The organism is Gorillibacterium massiliense (assembly GCF_000455485.1).
In the GTDB taxonomy this organism is placed as follows: Bacteria; Bacillota; Bacilli; order Paenibacillales; family NBRC-103111; genus Gorillibacterium; species Gorillibacterium massiliense.
Genome location: NZ_CBQR020000072.1, coordinates 39,584 through 54,307, shown reverse-complemented (window position 1 = coordinate 54,307; position 14,724 = coordinate 39,584). Strand labels below are relative to the sequence as shown.

Below are 14,724 nucleotides of genomic sequence, written 5' to 3'. Positions count from 1 at the left end.
GATGGAGCCCGTGACTTTGCCGACGCCGCCTGCCGCCGATACGCCGCCGACATATGCCGCAGCGATGGCGTCAAGTTCAAACAGCGTACCGGCGGTGGTCGTCGCCGATTGCAAACGCGCCGTGTACAGGATGCCGGACAGGGCCGACAGCAAGCCCATGGAGCCGAAGACGATATAGGTGATCTTCTTGACGTTGATCCCGCTCAGATGAGCGGCTTCCGGGTTGCTGCCGACGGCGTAAATATGCCGGCCAAGCACGGTCTTCGTCGTCAGGAAGTGATAGATGATGACCACAGCCAACATGATGATGACCGTCCAGGAAAAACCGTTATATCCGGCGATGATCCAGGTAATGTAAGCGATAATAGCGGAAACGAACACGAGCTTCAAGGTGAATATGCTTTTGGACACGACCTCGAACTGGTATTTCAGCTTGTTATTGCGTTTGGAAAATTCGAAGTAGATGTACACGAGTATCGCCAATAAGCCTAAAATCAAAGAAAGCAAATTCAGGCCGCCTACGTTGGCGATTTCGGGGATGTAGCCGTTGCCGAGAGCGTTGAAATATTTGTCGCTGACGATAATCGTCCCCGTTTTCTCCGTCACTTGCAGCAGAGCTCCCCGGAAAATCAGCATCCCAGCCAGGGATGAAACGAAAGCGGGAATTCCGACGGAGGCGACGAGCACCCCGTTGAACATGCCGACAACGATACCAAGCACGAGGATGATCGGAACCGTCAAGTACACCGGCACCCCAGCCTGGGAAAGCAGGATGGCGGCGATGGCGCCGAGAAAACCGGCGGCAAACCCTACCGACAAATCGATATGTCGAATGACGATGACGAGAGTCATGCCCACCGCGAGAACGGCGATATAGCCGGTGGCATCCAGCATGTTGCTGATGTTACGGGAAGACATGAACAAACCGTCGGTCATTATCGTGAAGACAACCATAATGACGATGAGGGCGATATACATGCCGTATTCGCGAATGTTAATCTTGGATTTCATAGGTGTTCCTCCTATTGCGTTGCGAGTTGCATGATTTTTTCCTGATCGGCTTCCGCCTGGGATAATTCCCCTTTGATACGGCCTTCGGCCATGACGTAAATGCGGTCGCTCATACCCAGCACTTCGCCCAGCTCGGAGGAGATCATGATGATGCTCATGCCTTCGCGAATCAGTTTGTTCATGATCGTATAGATTTCGAACTTGGCGCCGACGTCGATGCCCCGGGTCGGCTCATCCAAAATGAGCAGCTTCGGACCGACGAACAGCCACTTGCCTAGCGAAACCTTTTGCTGATTGCCGCCGCTCAGATTGCCGACGATTTGCTCGATGGACGGCGCCTTCACCGTAAGCGAGCTTTTATAATGATTGGCGATTTTCACTTCTTCGTTATCGTTGATGACGCCGCGGGACGAAATCGAATGAAGATTGGCGATGGAGACATTGTTTTTGATATCCTGAATCAAAAACAGCCCGTCACCCTTCCGGTCTTCCGTTACGTAGGCGATTCCTGCTTTAATGGCGTCGCTCGTATGGGAAAAGGAAACCGGAGCGTCGTTCATCAACAGTTCGCCCTGAAGTTTGTACCCTTTCGGATTGCCGAAGATGCTAAGCGCCAGTTCCGTTCGTCCCGAGCCCATCAAACCGGCCAATCCGACGATTTCTCCCTTTTTAACGTGGAAATTGACTTCCTTCGCCACATGGCGGCCCAACTGCGGATCGTAGGCGGACCAATCCTGGACTTCAAGGACCGTGTGGCCAAAGGTTTGGTCTAGCCGTTTCGGATAAATGTCGTCGATCTCGCGGCCGACCATGTTTTTGATAATCACGTTTTCGGAGATTTCGCCTTTCGCCGCATCGAGGGTGCAAATGGTCCGCCCATCTCGGAGCACGGTGGCTTTATCCGCAATGGCGATGACCTCCTTCAACTTGTGGGAGATCATGATGCAGGTGATGCCTTGATGTTTCAGTTCGCGCAGCAGCTGGAGCAGGTTTTCGCTGTCGTTTTCGTTCAGCGCTGCCGTCGGCTCATCCAGGATGAGCAGCTTGACGTTCTTGCTTAACGCTTTGGCGATTTCCACAAGCTGCTGCTTGCCCACGCCCAGATCTTTGATCAAGGATTCCGGATTTACATTCAGCTTCACTTTCTGCAGCATTTGCTGCGCTTGGACGATGGTCTGGTTCCAATCCACAACACCGCTGCGTTTTACTTCATTGCCTACGTAAATATTTTCATATACCGTCAGGTCGGGAAATAAAGCGAGCTCCTGATAAATAATGGCAATGCCGGCTTTGACACTGTCGCTGATCTTGGCGAAGTTTTGAACCTGCCCTTCAAACACGATGTCGCCGGAATAGGTTCCATGGGGGTAGACGCCGCTCAGCACCTTCATCAGTGTGGATTTGCCGGCACCGTTTTCACCTACTAGGCAGTGAATCTCGCCTCTTTCAACCTTGAAATTAACATCGGTGAGCGCTTTGACGCCCGTGAATTCTTTGGAAATCTGCCGCATTTCCAAAATGTTATCGCTCATCGTTATGCACTCCTTAACCAAACAAGTCTTACAATTGCGGAATCGTGATAGATGACTCTATCACGATTCCGTCCGTTCGATGCTTTCAATATTCGTTTAGATGATTATTTCAGGTTTTTGAAGTCGCCCGCGGTATAATAACCGGAATCGATGAGTGCTTTCTTCACGTTGGCTTGATCAACGACGATAACAGGGGTTTGCTTGGCTTGCACTTTTTTCTTGCCGTTGTCGTATTCGCCGGTGGTTGTCGGCGTTTTACCGTCGAGGATGTCAACGGCCATACCCATGGCGTCTTTTACGAGGGTACGAACATCTTTAAATACCGTCATGGATTGCTTGCCGTCGATGACGTATTGCACGGAAGCTTTTTCAGCATCTTGGCCGGTGACCACATAGCTCTTCACAGCTTTGTCGGCGCCGAATACGTCGGCGATGGAACGGGCGGTGCCGTCGTTCGGAGCAAGGATGGATACGTCGCCCTTCATGTCGGCTGCGGCTGCAGTCAAGTGGGTTTGAGCCTTGTTCTTAGCTTCGTTAGCATCCCAGTTGGTGGTGACTTGGCTGATGATCTTGCTCATTTCTTCACGGGTCAGCTTCGCTTTGTCTTTCAAAGCGATAGCTTCGCTGGAGTTGGCGATTTTGAAGGTACCGTCGGCGATCTTCGGCTGCAGCACGTTCCATGCGCCTTCGAAGAACAGGAACGCGTTGTTGTCGGAAGCAGCGCCTGCGTACAGATACAACGGCTGTCCTTGGCCTTTCACTTTATCAACCAAATATTTCGCTTGCGCTTCACCTACTGCGATACTATCGAAGGTGACGTAGTAATCGACAGCATCGGTTTTATTGATCAAGCGGTCATAAGAGATGACCTTGATGCCTTCTTTTTTGGCTGCGTCTGCTGCGGCTGCAGCAGCGTCACCGTCTTGTGGGCAGATGATCAGGACTTTAATGCCTTTGTTGATCAAGGTTTCTACGTTTTCTTTTTCCTTAGCGGAGGAGCCTTGGCTAAAGAGGATTTCGGTGGTGTACTTCGTGCCTTTCAGAGCATCTTTGAAGCGGGTTTCGTCTTGCACCCATCTCGGTTCATCCTTGGTCGGCAATACGATCCCGACGCTTACTTTGCTTCCGCTGCCCGTTTTGCCGCAAGCAGCTGCCATGGCTGCAAACAACGCAATGACCAGCATGAGCGAAACGATTTTGAACCCCTTTTTCATTTGATCTGCCCCTCTCAATAATTGGTTTGGCTTCTGACAAGACCCATCTTATCACCGGGACAACCAAATGAAAGCGCTATCCTGTAGCACTCTTTTAAGACCATCTATACTTTTTTGCAGTTGCCAAGCTCATGCCTGTACGCAAAAAAACCAACCGGATGAATCCGGTTGGTTTCGTCAGCTCTATAAGGGCATGGTACAAGACAGCGCCTCAAAGGCGCACTGAAGATCTGCCAACCGCGGAACGTTCGCAGGCTTGCCCCTAAAGGGGACACACTACCTGCCTTTTTTGGCTGACTCCCCCATAAACGGATCAATGAGCTCGTTCTACTCTCAAATACTACCCGCATGTGGACATGATCCTGCGTGGGGCTTGGATCAGCGTTGTGGCGAATACCTGCGAAAATGCAGCTATTATCAGCAAAACTGACCCATTTGCAGAAATACCTGCGATTGTACAGGTATATTTGACCAATGATTCCGAAAAAAGAGTTTGGGCTCGAAATAACTGCAGGATTGCGGGTATTTGCAATAACTTCCCTCACGGGGAGAGCAATAACGGTATGTTTGCAGGTATTCACCCACTCACTCTCCGCTTCCAGCTTGTTTCAATGGTTCAACCTAAGGAGACTGCTCTTATCCATCTTTTATTTACCTTTGATTTCATTTGCACGGTTGGCAGACCGACATTCACTTTATCATCGAATTCAAAGGACTCCCCACTCATCGCATTAAGCTTTCCTAACCCCCCAATCGAACTGGGGGCATATAAAAACCAACCGGATTGTCCGGTTGGCTTAGGTGTGCGACGACAATTCATTTTTTTACGTTCATGTAAACTTCGTCTCTGGAGTGAAAACCGTCGGCGATGATCGTCTCGTCGATATTCGACTTGTCCACCGCAATGGGGGCGAGGAGCACCGATGGCACCTCAATTTTACCGTTGTTTACTTTACGGTCGGCGCCGACATCTTCTCCCTTCGCCAGCTTAACGGCAAGCTCAGCCGCTTTGGTAGCAAGAACCTTGATCGGCTTATATACGGTCATGGTCTGGGTACCTTCGACGATCCGCTGGGCAGCCGCCAAGTCGGCATCCATTCCGGCTACCGGCACTTTTCCAGCCATGCCATGGGCGGCCAATACCTGAATGATGGCGCCAGACGTCGCGTCGTTAGCTGCAATGACCGCATCGATCCGGTTGCCGTTGGCGCTTATCGCGTCCTCCATGTTGATTTTGGCATTGGCCGGCGTCCAATCCTTCGTCCATTGGTCATAGACAATGGAAATAGCGCCTTGATCAATGAAGGTCTGCAGTACGTTGAATACGCCTTTTTTAAAGAGGTGGGCGTTATTGTCCGTATCGGCACCGCCGATATAAACATACTTTCCTTGCGGTACCCGTTTCATGATGGCTTGCACCTGCAGCTCCCCTACCTTCTCGTTATCGAAGGAAACGTACAGATCGACGTCGGCGTTCTTGATCAGCCGGTCATAAGCCAGCACCTTGATGCCGGCGGAATGGGCTTTTTTTACAATTGCCGCCATAGCTTCCGCGTTATGGGGAACCACGACGAGAATATCGACTCCGTCGCTAATAAGCGTTTCCGCTTGAAAAATCTGCTTGGCATCATCACCGTTAGCCGCCATCACCTCGACATCCGCGCCTTGCGCCTCCACAGCTGCTTTAAACATATCCCGGTCTTTTAGCCATCGTTCCTCTAACAGGGTGTCCATGGAAAAACCGACTTTGATTCGCTTATGCTCCGAAGACGCTTCGGGACTAGTCGTCCCCTTTGACTCCGCTTGCTTGCTCGGCTCCGGCGCTGGTGTTACGGCAGGTGTTGGGGAATTGCCGGATGCCGATTTCGTCCCGTTTCCTTCACAGGCCGAAACCAGGCAGGTCAAGACCAGCGTCAACGCCAGCACCGTCCAATTGGCTTGCTTGAAACCCCGTTTCATTCACAACGCATCCTTCGCAACTTTATTGAACTTCCCGTTTCTCTCTTTTGCCAAGGAGAGTCTTCCGGTACTCGGTGGGGGAGACGTCGCACATTTTTTTAAACACCTTACTGAAATAATTCGGATCATGGTATCCGACTTCAAAGGTGATCTCCTTCAGGCTGCGGTCCGGGTCTCCCATCAGCTTCTTCGCCCGATCAATGCGGCATTCGGTGAGAAAATCAATGTAATTGATACCCAACTGATCTTTAAACATGCTGCTGATATAAAACGGGCTTAAGCCAACTCTTCGACCAATGGTCTCCAGAGATATATCCTCATGGGAATGCTCGATAATGAACTGTTTGATCTGCTGGATCGTGTCCGGTTCAAGCCGGTCATAATATTCCGCGAAGGACTCACGCATACGGTCGAGCAGCAAGCTCGATTCCGCGTATAACTGCCGGTAGTCCTGAGCTTGAAAGGAGAACAGAGGCATTTCGGCTTCGACGCCCATCTCCAGAAGGACCCGGGATGCGATCCAAAGCAGCTCCAGCATGCGCTGCTGGGCCTGCAGCAGGTCGACACCTTCGTTTTCATACCTCCTGATGAATTCCATCAGATTCGTATGCACCTGGTTCCACTCTCCGAGACGTATCTTTTCAAAGAAAAGCTTCTCCAGCTGCTTCGCGGAATAGCCGTCCTTGGCAACCCCCAAAACCGGCGTATCCTCAAAAAAGCGGTACTTAACAGGCAAGGTCGAGTCCATGGCGGCAATTTGCGCTTCCTGATAGGATTGGCGGATTTGATCCAGAGAATCGTAGGGACTGCCGATTCCAACGAACCAGCCGGTGCCCGCCGCGGGCTTAGCGACAGACAGCAGTTCCCGCGCCAGGGTTAACGCTTGAGTGCGGAAAGATTTTTCCGGGTCTCGGAAAACAATGATCGGAATTTGCCTGCCGTATAGAGCGCCGACCCAGCCGCTCCCCGTCTGACGAACCTTTGATTTTACCGCCGAATAATAGCCTTCCGAGCCAGATGGCAGCAGGACGATTATGGCAAACTTCTCGTTTGACGCCTTGATGCCCAAGAGTCCCACCAGTTCATCCAAATGCACCTCATGGACATGATCGAAAAGCAGTTGGGTGACGACATCGGTCTCCACCACCTGCAGTGCTCGCTGCAGCGTATCCCGCTCGAAACGGTTCATTTCCAAGGTCTTGCGCTCTTCCTCGATCTCCTGCAGCACCTTGCCGACGATGGCGATGATTTCCCCCGCTTTGCTCGGCTTCAACAGGTAATCCTTCACGCCCAATCGGATCGCTTTGCGGGCGAAGTCGAAGCTATCGTAAGCCGTGACCATGATGAACTTGATGTCGGGATACTCCGTGCTGATCCGCTCCACTGCTTCCAACCCGCTCATGCCCGGCATCTTGATGTCCATCAGGATCAAATCGGGCTGGAACCGCTCCGTTAACTCGATGGCGATATGCCCATTTTTCGCTTGCTCGATGATGATTCCAGGAAAGCCCTTTTGCAGGATGGCCTGCAACCCTTCCCGCTCGATCTGTTCATCATCCACGATCAGGAGCTTTATCATACTGTTCATTTCTCCTCGCCTTCGGAATTTTCATCACGACCTTCGTTCCAAGCCCCGCTCCGCTATGAATCTCGATAATATCGTGGGTCCCATAAAAAAGCCGCAGCCGCTTCACCACATTGCTAAAGCCGATGCCAGTGGAATGGCCTTCGATTTCAATGGGCCGCTCCTCCAAAATGATCTTGATCTTCTCCTCCGACATCCCCGGTCCGTCATCGGCAAGCTCGACAATCACCCGATCATCGTCATCGACGATGCGGAACCAGATGGTGCCGCCATTCTCTGACGGTTCCACCGCATGAATGACAGCGTTCTCAACAATAGGCTGCAGCGTCAAGCCGGGAATTTGAACGTAAAGGCATGACTCGTCGATATCTGGGATAAAATGCAGCCGGTCGGTAAACCGGGTTTTCTGGATTTCCATGTACTGCTTGAGCACTTTGACTTCCTCGTACAGTGTTACCGAGCGGTTCAATCGTTTGAGGTTATACCGCAGCAAGCCTGCTACGCTGGCCAACAGATCGCTGGTTTCCTCGGAGCCTTCCAAATAGGCTTTCTTGGAGAGGGTATCCAGCGTGTTGAATAGAAAGTGCGGGTTGATTTGGCTCTGCAAACTGCGGAGCTGGCTCTCCTGCAGAAGCAGCTTGCTTTGCTGCAATTCGTTCTCCAGTTGGGCCTTCTGCTGGATTTCCGAAATCAAATTGTTGATGTTGATACGCATGCGGTCGAACATTTTGGCCAAAAAGGAAATTTCGTCGTTGGACGTCACTTCGATCTGCAAATCGAAACGGCCCCGGGAAAGCTCCTTCGCTGCCTGGGTTAATTTCTGCACCGGTCTTGTAATGCTGAGGGAGAACCAATAGGTGAATAAAAGCAGCAGAGTTGTAATCAGCAGCAAGAGCCAGACCCCCAACTTCTTGAGCGCTGCCGACTGCTCGATGATGCCGCGATAAAAGCGGTCGTACGTCTTCAGTTCCGTATCCAGCAAAGTCAGGGTCATATCGGATATATATTTCTGGATGTTCTGCGCCTCGGAAAACGCTTTGGCGGAATCCTCGGTTTCCTTCTCGGATTGGAACATCAGGATGCGGTCCGTCGTTTCCACGAGACTGTCGATCAAGTTCATGTAACTGGTCAGAGCAAAATCGTTCTCCGAATTCTTCAAATCGAGGACATCGACTCTTGCCTTACGCAGCTGTTCCTTGCCCCGGTTCAATTGATCTAAATTGAGCGGGTTCGGCTCCTGAAGGTAGTTATGGAGAGCCGCGACTGTCGCCTGGCTGGCGCTGGTCACTTCGTTCATCCGCAAATAGCGCTGCAAAATATCGTTGTATTGATTTTGAGTTTTTTGGTTGTAATACGTCAGGGTGATCCAAATAGCGGCCATGATGAACAGGACGACGGCGGCGAGGGTCCAAATTTTCTTCTGAATGCTGTTCATGGCTTATCCACCGCTTTCAGCATCCGGATATCGGTCAAATAGCCATCCGTATTCAGCGGCACCGTTTCGTTCTTCAGCCATTGAATCATGAGGCTTACGCTGATTTTTCCCATGGCTTCAGGGTGCTGCTCGATCATCCCGTCCAGTTTGCCTTGCTTGAACAGCGTAAGCGATTCCGGACTATCGTCGAAGGAATAGATAAAATAAGGCTTCACTTGCGATCTTCTGCCAATTTCTTGAATCATAGCGCTTGCAATGTTAGCGTCAACAGCCACAAAAGCCTTCACATCCGGCATCCGGTTCATGTAATCCTGAGTCGTGGCGATTACCTGCGGTTCCTTCGTGTCAGGGGTTACTGCATATTCCGTATGGACATTGGGGTATCCCACCAGCACATCGTAAATACCCTTTAACCGCTGCTGTTGATAATATTCCTGTCGGCTGTCACCCATGAGAATGATTTTGCCCGACTCCCCCATATCAGCAAGAAGCTGCCTCGCGATCATCTTGCCCGCTAAGTACTGGTCGGAGCCGACATAGGTCCGCCGCAAACTTTCCGCCATCGGCACGTCATTGGCTACCGTTATGATCGGAATGCCGTAAAAAGCCGCTTTGATCTTCGTCAATTCTTTAAACTCGTCGGAGTCTAGGCCCTGCACGATAATGCCGTCCACCCGGGAGTCGATGGCGATTTCGATTTTTTTCAGAAAATCCTCCTGATTTTTCCCGTAGCTGCCCCAAATCTCGATGCTGGCTCCGTCCTTCTGTGCCTCTTTGGTTGCGCCGTCGCCGACCTGGTCCCAAAAAGGGGTTTCCAGCTCCTGGGTGATCAGCACGAGGCGGTACTGGGACTGTTTTTCTTGGGTGCCTCCCGGCATTTGGCTGCTGGAACGAAACGCGGTATGGGCGGACACTATCGTAAAATACAAAAATACGAGACAAGCAAAGCCGAGTATGATCGTGACTGCTTTTCGCAAGAGCATGATCTCCATTTCCCCAATAGGCTTATATGCGGATCTGATAGGCTGAATCCATCATATCATCTGCGGAATCGGCAGCGTTATGGTTTCTTTTTCATTTTGCTCTCCGCCTTCATGCGATTTTCTTCAGCGCGGAATTCCACCATCTCCGTTATAAGGTCGTATGGAAGCGGTTTGTCGATGGGCAACTGCACGGTTCCTTTGGAAACGGTATAAGCCGACAGCCGGTCTTTGAAGTGGGATATGCCGCTAGCGGTGGGATAAAAACCGATATGCTTTTTGTACGCGGCGAAATAGACCAGGATTCCGTTCAATTCAAAAGCGGGCATCCCGTAGCTGATCTTCTCCTTCGCGCCAGGCGCTGCCTCTTTGATGACGCTGCGGAGCGTTTGCAGTACTTCCTGCACCTCAGGCGGATATTGTGCGATATATTCGTCGATATTGGAAAAAGCGGCTTTGGTCGGTTCCATTCGCTTACTCCTCCTTATTTTGTGGCGTCCATGAGATCGCCTTATGCTTTATAGGATGGAATGTTCAGCACAGCATTACCCGCCTATTACTTCGCTGTCGGGCTCCTTTCTCCTTCGCAGGATTGTCAGAATGCAAAAAAACGGCCGATCCCCGATGAAAGGGAACGACCGTCGTTTGTTCAAATAGGCCAGAAGGGTCAAATGGCTGAGTCCGGCGATAAAACGGGACCTTCCGCCGCCGGAAGCGAAATGGGACGGTTCGCCATCCGCTCCCGCATTTCCCGGTACGAGCCGAGATGTGGGCCGGCAAAGCTGCGTCTGGCATAGAGCGTATAGTAAATCACCAGCAGCACGACCACGCCGGCGAACACTTTTCCGGTGGCATAGTGCAAGGTATACGTATCGCTCCAAGCGACATCGCTAGGGGAAATAACGAAGAGAACCGTGACGAAGGCGATCCAGGCGACGGAAATAAAGTTAACGGCTGTGCTCCATTTCCCGAGAGACCAAGGGCCGTTATCCTTGTCGGTCCAGACACCCTTGAAACGGGCATACAGCCGGAGCAGGATCGGCATTCCGTAAGAAGCGTACAGACTGATAACGCTGAGTGACGTCACAAGGGCGTACACGTTTGCCGCCAGCACGCACAGGAAGGCGATCAGTGCGCCGATCCAGATGGCGGGAGCCGGGGTGCGGAACCGCTTGGATACTTTGCTAAAAATACGGGACAGCGGCAGGCCGCCGTCTCTCGCAAAGGCGAACATCATCCGGCTGACCGAAGTGAGGGAGGACAAGCCGCAGAACCACATCGCTGCCGTGACCATCCACAGCACGGCTCTGCCAAAGGCGCCGCCAATCGCCTGTTCGATGGCGACGATGAACCCGTTGCCTCCTGCTGCCGCTACCGCGGAAGGATCTTTTATGGAAATCGTGACCAAAGCGATCATCAGGAAGCCGAAGACGCCGGAGAGCGCAACAGACAGGTACACGCCCCAAGGCGAGCGGATTTTTGCATCGACCGTTTCCTCGCTGGTATGGGCGGAGGCGTCATAGCCGGTATACGTCCATTGCGCCTGCAGCAGGCCGACGAGGAAGCAGAACCAGTATGGGCTTGTGCTAGTAGTGGCGCCGGAGAAGGATGTATCAAACAGGTAGCTGACATTTTGCTCCGGCCCGAAGTAAGCCAGAGCCCCGATGATGATGCCCACGCCGATGACATGGTACAGTGCGGAGATGTCGTTCATTTTCGCGACGGCGCGGATGCCGAAATGATTGATCAGCGCATGGCTCAGCAAAATGACCGCATATATCGTCAGCGTCTGTCCTTTGGTCGGCTCGCCGTAAATCAACGACGAAGCGAAACCAGCGCAGCCGTAATCGATGCCCGCAAGCACCGTCACTTGACCAACCAAGTTGAACCAGGCGGAAAACCAACCCCAACCTTTGCCGCCCAAGATGGACGTCCAGTGATAAATCGCCCCCGAAGTAGGGATGGCGGATGTCATTTCGGACAAGGAAGCGGCAATGAACAAGACAAACAGCGTAACAAGCGGCCAACCCAGCCCCATCACCGCAGGGCCTCCTTGATTGAAGCCGAAACCGTAGAGCGTCACCGCCCCGGTCAATACGGAGATGATCGAGAACGAGATGGCGAAGTTGGAGAAACCGCCCATATCCCGCAACAACTCCTGTTTATAACCGAAAGCCTTCAGTTCGTTATCCCCGCCCGCGATGCCTTTCGAGCGTTTGACGCTTCCCGCCGCTTTTACCGCCAAACTGATCATTACGATTGCAGCCGCGGCAATGAGCACAATACCTAAATAAACCATACCGTTCCCCTCCGATCATTTGCTATATAAGTTGAACTTAAGAGTGTAAGGATTCCGTCACTGCAAAACCTGATTATTCTGGAGAGTCGCTGTTGCGACCAGATTCCCTGATTAAACAACTCCATAAAGGTAGGAATCTGATCGCAAAGGCGACCGCTGACGCTTTTCCAGAACAATCGGTTTCTCCGTTCCTTCATCCCTTTCTTTCGTTCACTTTATATAGAACTCCCTCCGCATTTTGCAGGAAAATCTCTCTTTGTCTGGTTACTTAAATGGACACGTTCCACGATCCCATGCCCACTCCGCTGCCGCCCCGCTCAAGGATTGCTTTTAAATGCCGGGCGATCAGTTCTCCCGCTTCCTCGGGAGGCGTGCCTTGCCGGTGGATATTGGAGATCACCGCCCGGTCCGCATCGGTTTTACCGCGGCGCGGCTGGAATCCCATGTAGGCGCTGAGAGACTCCGCTGTCGCAAGCCCGGGGCGCTCGCCGATCAAGAGCACGAGACATTCCGGCGCAAGGATGTCGCCGATGGCATTCATGATGCCGACCCGCCCCCTTTAACAAACACCGGGGTTCCAACTTCAAGCCCCGCTTGCTCCAGCGCTTTTTCAAGCGCCGAAAGCAGTACCGGCAAATTCGCCTCAACCGCTTTGGCGCTTAGTCCGTCGGAAACGGCAATCTGCACCTGCGGTTTGTACGCACATTCCCGCGCGATGGCGTTTTCCGACGATTCCGTCAGCAACCTTCCCATGTCCGGCTTCTTTAAATAAATCTCTTTCGCCTCATAGCGGCTTTCCGTCATGACCATACCGTAAGGCGCTAGCCAATCCGAATCCAGCTCGCTGTATACGGCGTCCAAAGCACAGGCGTGATCCCACCTTAGTTCCAGCAATGTCCGAGTTAGTGGGCGTGTGCCAGTGCGGGATACGCCAATGCGCGCCGGCGTCAAATGAGCGGTTCCCGGATCCGTTAAGCTTGAAAGCTCTGTCGCCATCGTTCCCCCTCCTTTCCTTTTTTCAAATTCGTCTTACAGGTTTGCATGAAACGGCTGATGATTGGCGCGGCCAGAGAAGACTTCAGCGTTCCCTGCCTTTTTCGTCAATCGGCCGTTTTCCATCAACCCGAGCCTCGTCAGCCATGCCTCAAATTCCGGCGCGGGCCTTAGTCCCAAAGTTTCCCGCAAGGCGGCGATATCGTGATAGCTGAGAGACTGATAGTTCAACATGCAGTCATCGGTCATCGGTACTCCGATGAGAAACTGGACGCCGGCCGATGCCAGCAAAACACCCAGAATATCCATATCGTTCTGGTCAGCCTTCATGTGATTCGTATAGCAAACGTCGACACCCATAGGCAGGCCGTGCATTTTTCCCATAAAATGATCTTCCAACCCCGCACGAATCACCTGCTTGCTGTCGTACAGGTATTCCGGTCCGATAAACCCGACGACAGTGTTGACGAGGAAAGGCTTATAGTGGCGGGCCAAACCGTAGCAGCGGGCTTCTAAAGTCAATTGGTCGACACCGCAGTGGCTTTCCGAGGACAGTTCCGAGCCCTGGCCGGTTTCAAAATACCAGCGATTCGGTCCCGGCGCGGTTCCCATGCTATGAATGAGGGCATCCGCTTCATTAAGCAGAGCGATATTGACACCAAAAGAGGCGTTCCCCCGCTCCGTCCCCGCCAAGCTCTGGAATATCAAATCCGCCGGCGCTCCCATTTGGATAGCTTGCATTTGCGAAGTCACGTGGCCGAGGACGCAGTTCTGCGTCGGCACCTCCCACTTGCGGATGGCTTCTTTCGAAGCCTCCAGCAAGGCACGGATGTTATGAGGATCATCGATCACAGGATTTATTCCGATCACCGCATCTCCGATCCCATAGCTGAGCGCTTCATAAAGAGAGGCGAGCACGCCCGGCACGCTGTCCTTCGGATGATTCGGCTGGGCACGGGAAGCGAGATTTCCTTTTCCACCCACGGTTGTGACGCACCTTGCTTTAATCTCCATTTTTGAAGCCGCCTGGATCAGGTCCAAGTTGCTCATCAACTTGGCCACAGCAGCGATCATGTCGCTGGTCAGTCCCCGGGACAATTCGTACAACTCCGCCCCCCACACATCTGTTCGCAGGATATACTCCCGCAGCTCGCCAACCGTCCAGGAACAAATGTCGTGATAGACATCATCCGACACCATGCCATCGATGAGCCGTGACACCTCATCTTCCTCTAAGGGAATGACTGGATTCTCCCGCAACTCGGATAATGTCAGGTCTGCTAACACATACTTCGCTGCAACCCGCTCTCGCATATCCGCAGCCGCCAAGCCCGCCAACTGGTCTCCCGACTTCTCCTCATTGGCCTTCGCCATCAGTTCCTTCATACCGGCAAACGTATACGTACTGCCTTTGATTGAAACAGACCTTTTCATGGCTCCTCCTTTCCGCTCAACCCGCTACATCCGCTCTTTTGTTCGTTATATGTTATTATTTATAACATGAAAATGGCGATTATTCCAGATATTCTTATAATTTGTAATAAAATATGACATTAAATTGACAAGCGTTCACGCATTCCTGGATCAGCCAACAAAAAAAACGCAAAACCGTTATGCACGGTCTTGCGTCTGTTGGCAAGAATATGGAATCAACTTCGAAAGTGCACTTGCCGGAAGAACTTTAGGAGCTTGAACTGCATGAGTTGCCAGCGGCAA

At 52.2% G+C, this 14,724-nt stretch carries 10 protein-coding genes and 1 pseudogene; all 11 read right to left on the bottom strand.

The window, feature by feature from the left end; genetic code table 11:
- The coding region (locus TJ79_RS08425) for a sugar ABC transporter permease (RefSeq protein ID WP_040949847.1) at positions 1-1,011 on the bottom strand (1,011 nt) is incomplete at its 3' end.
- A gap of 11 nt (positions 1,012-1,022) precedes the next feature.
- Positions 1,023-2,543: a sugar ABC transporter ATP-binding protein gene (locus tag TJ79_RS08420; protein WP_040949846.1), complete on the bottom strand. Its 1,521-nt coding sequence runs from the start codon at positions 2,541-2,543 to the stop codon at positions 1,023-1,025.
- Positions 2,544-2,647: 104 nt separating this feature from the next.
- The gene (locus TJ79_RS08415; RefSeq protein WP_040949845.1) at positions 2,648-3,757 is read right to left on the bottom strand and encodes a sugar ABC transporter substrate-binding protein; all 1,110 of its coding nucleotides are present in this window, start codon (positions 3,755-3,757) and stop codon (positions 2,648-2,650) included.
- Positions 3,758-4,573: 816 nt separating this feature from the next.
- Positions 4,574-5,716, bottom strand: coding sequence for a D-xylose ABC transporter substrate-binding protein (gene xylF, locus TJ79_RS08410; RefSeq protein ID WP_040949844.1), 1,143 nt, complete (start codon positions 5,714-5,716; stop codon positions 4,574-4,576).
- Between the two features lie 22 nt (positions 5,717-5,738).
- Positions 5,739-7,295 carry a response regulator gene (locus TJ79_RS08405; RefSeq protein ID WP_040949843.1) on the bottom strand — a complete coding sequence of 519 codons (1,557 nt, stop codon included), beginning with the start codon at positions 7,293-7,295 and terminating at the stop codon, positions 5,739-5,741.
- A complete protein-coding gene (locus TJ79_RS08400; RefSeq protein WP_040949842.1) occupies positions 7,270-8,736 on the bottom strand; it encodes a sensor histidine kinase in 1,467 nt (488 codons plus the stop codon). Before TJ79_RS08400 ends, TJ79_RS08405 begins: the two co-directional genes overlap by 26 nt.
- Positions 8,733-9,713 carry a substrate-binding domain-containing protein gene (locus tag TJ79_RS08395; protein ID WP_040949841.1) on the bottom strand — a complete coding sequence of 327 codons (981 nt, stop codon included), beginning with the start codon at positions 9,711-9,713 and terminating at the stop codon, positions 8,733-8,735. Before TJ79_RS08395 ends, TJ79_RS08400 begins: the two co-directional genes overlap by 4 nt.
- Positions 9,714-9,796: 83 nt before the next feature.
- Entirely contained in the window at positions 9,797-10,186 is a 390-nt protein-coding gene (locus TJ79_RS08390) for an iron chaperone (protein WP_040949840.1), read from the bottom strand.
- Positions 10,187-10,383: 197 nt separating this feature from the next.
- Positions 10,384-12,015 carry an amino acid permease gene (locus tag TJ79_RS08385; protein ID WP_052339402.1) on the bottom strand — a complete coding sequence of 544 codons (1,632 nt, stop codon included), beginning with the start codon at positions 12,013-12,015 and terminating at the stop codon, positions 10,384-10,386.
- Positions 12,016-12,283: 268 nt separating this feature from the next.
- Positions 12,284-13,011 (bottom strand): annotated as a pseudogene (gene eutC, locus TJ79_RS08380) (ethanolamine ammonia-lyase subunit EutC).
- 33 nt (positions 13,012-13,044) lie between these two features.
- Positions 13,045-14,442: an ethanolamine ammonia-lyase subunit EutB gene (locus TJ79_RS08375; RefSeq protein ID WP_052339401.1), complete on the bottom strand. Its 1,398-nt coding sequence runs from the start codon at positions 14,440-14,442 to the stop codon at positions 13,045-13,047.
- Positions 14,443-14,724 lie beyond the last annotated feature (282 nt).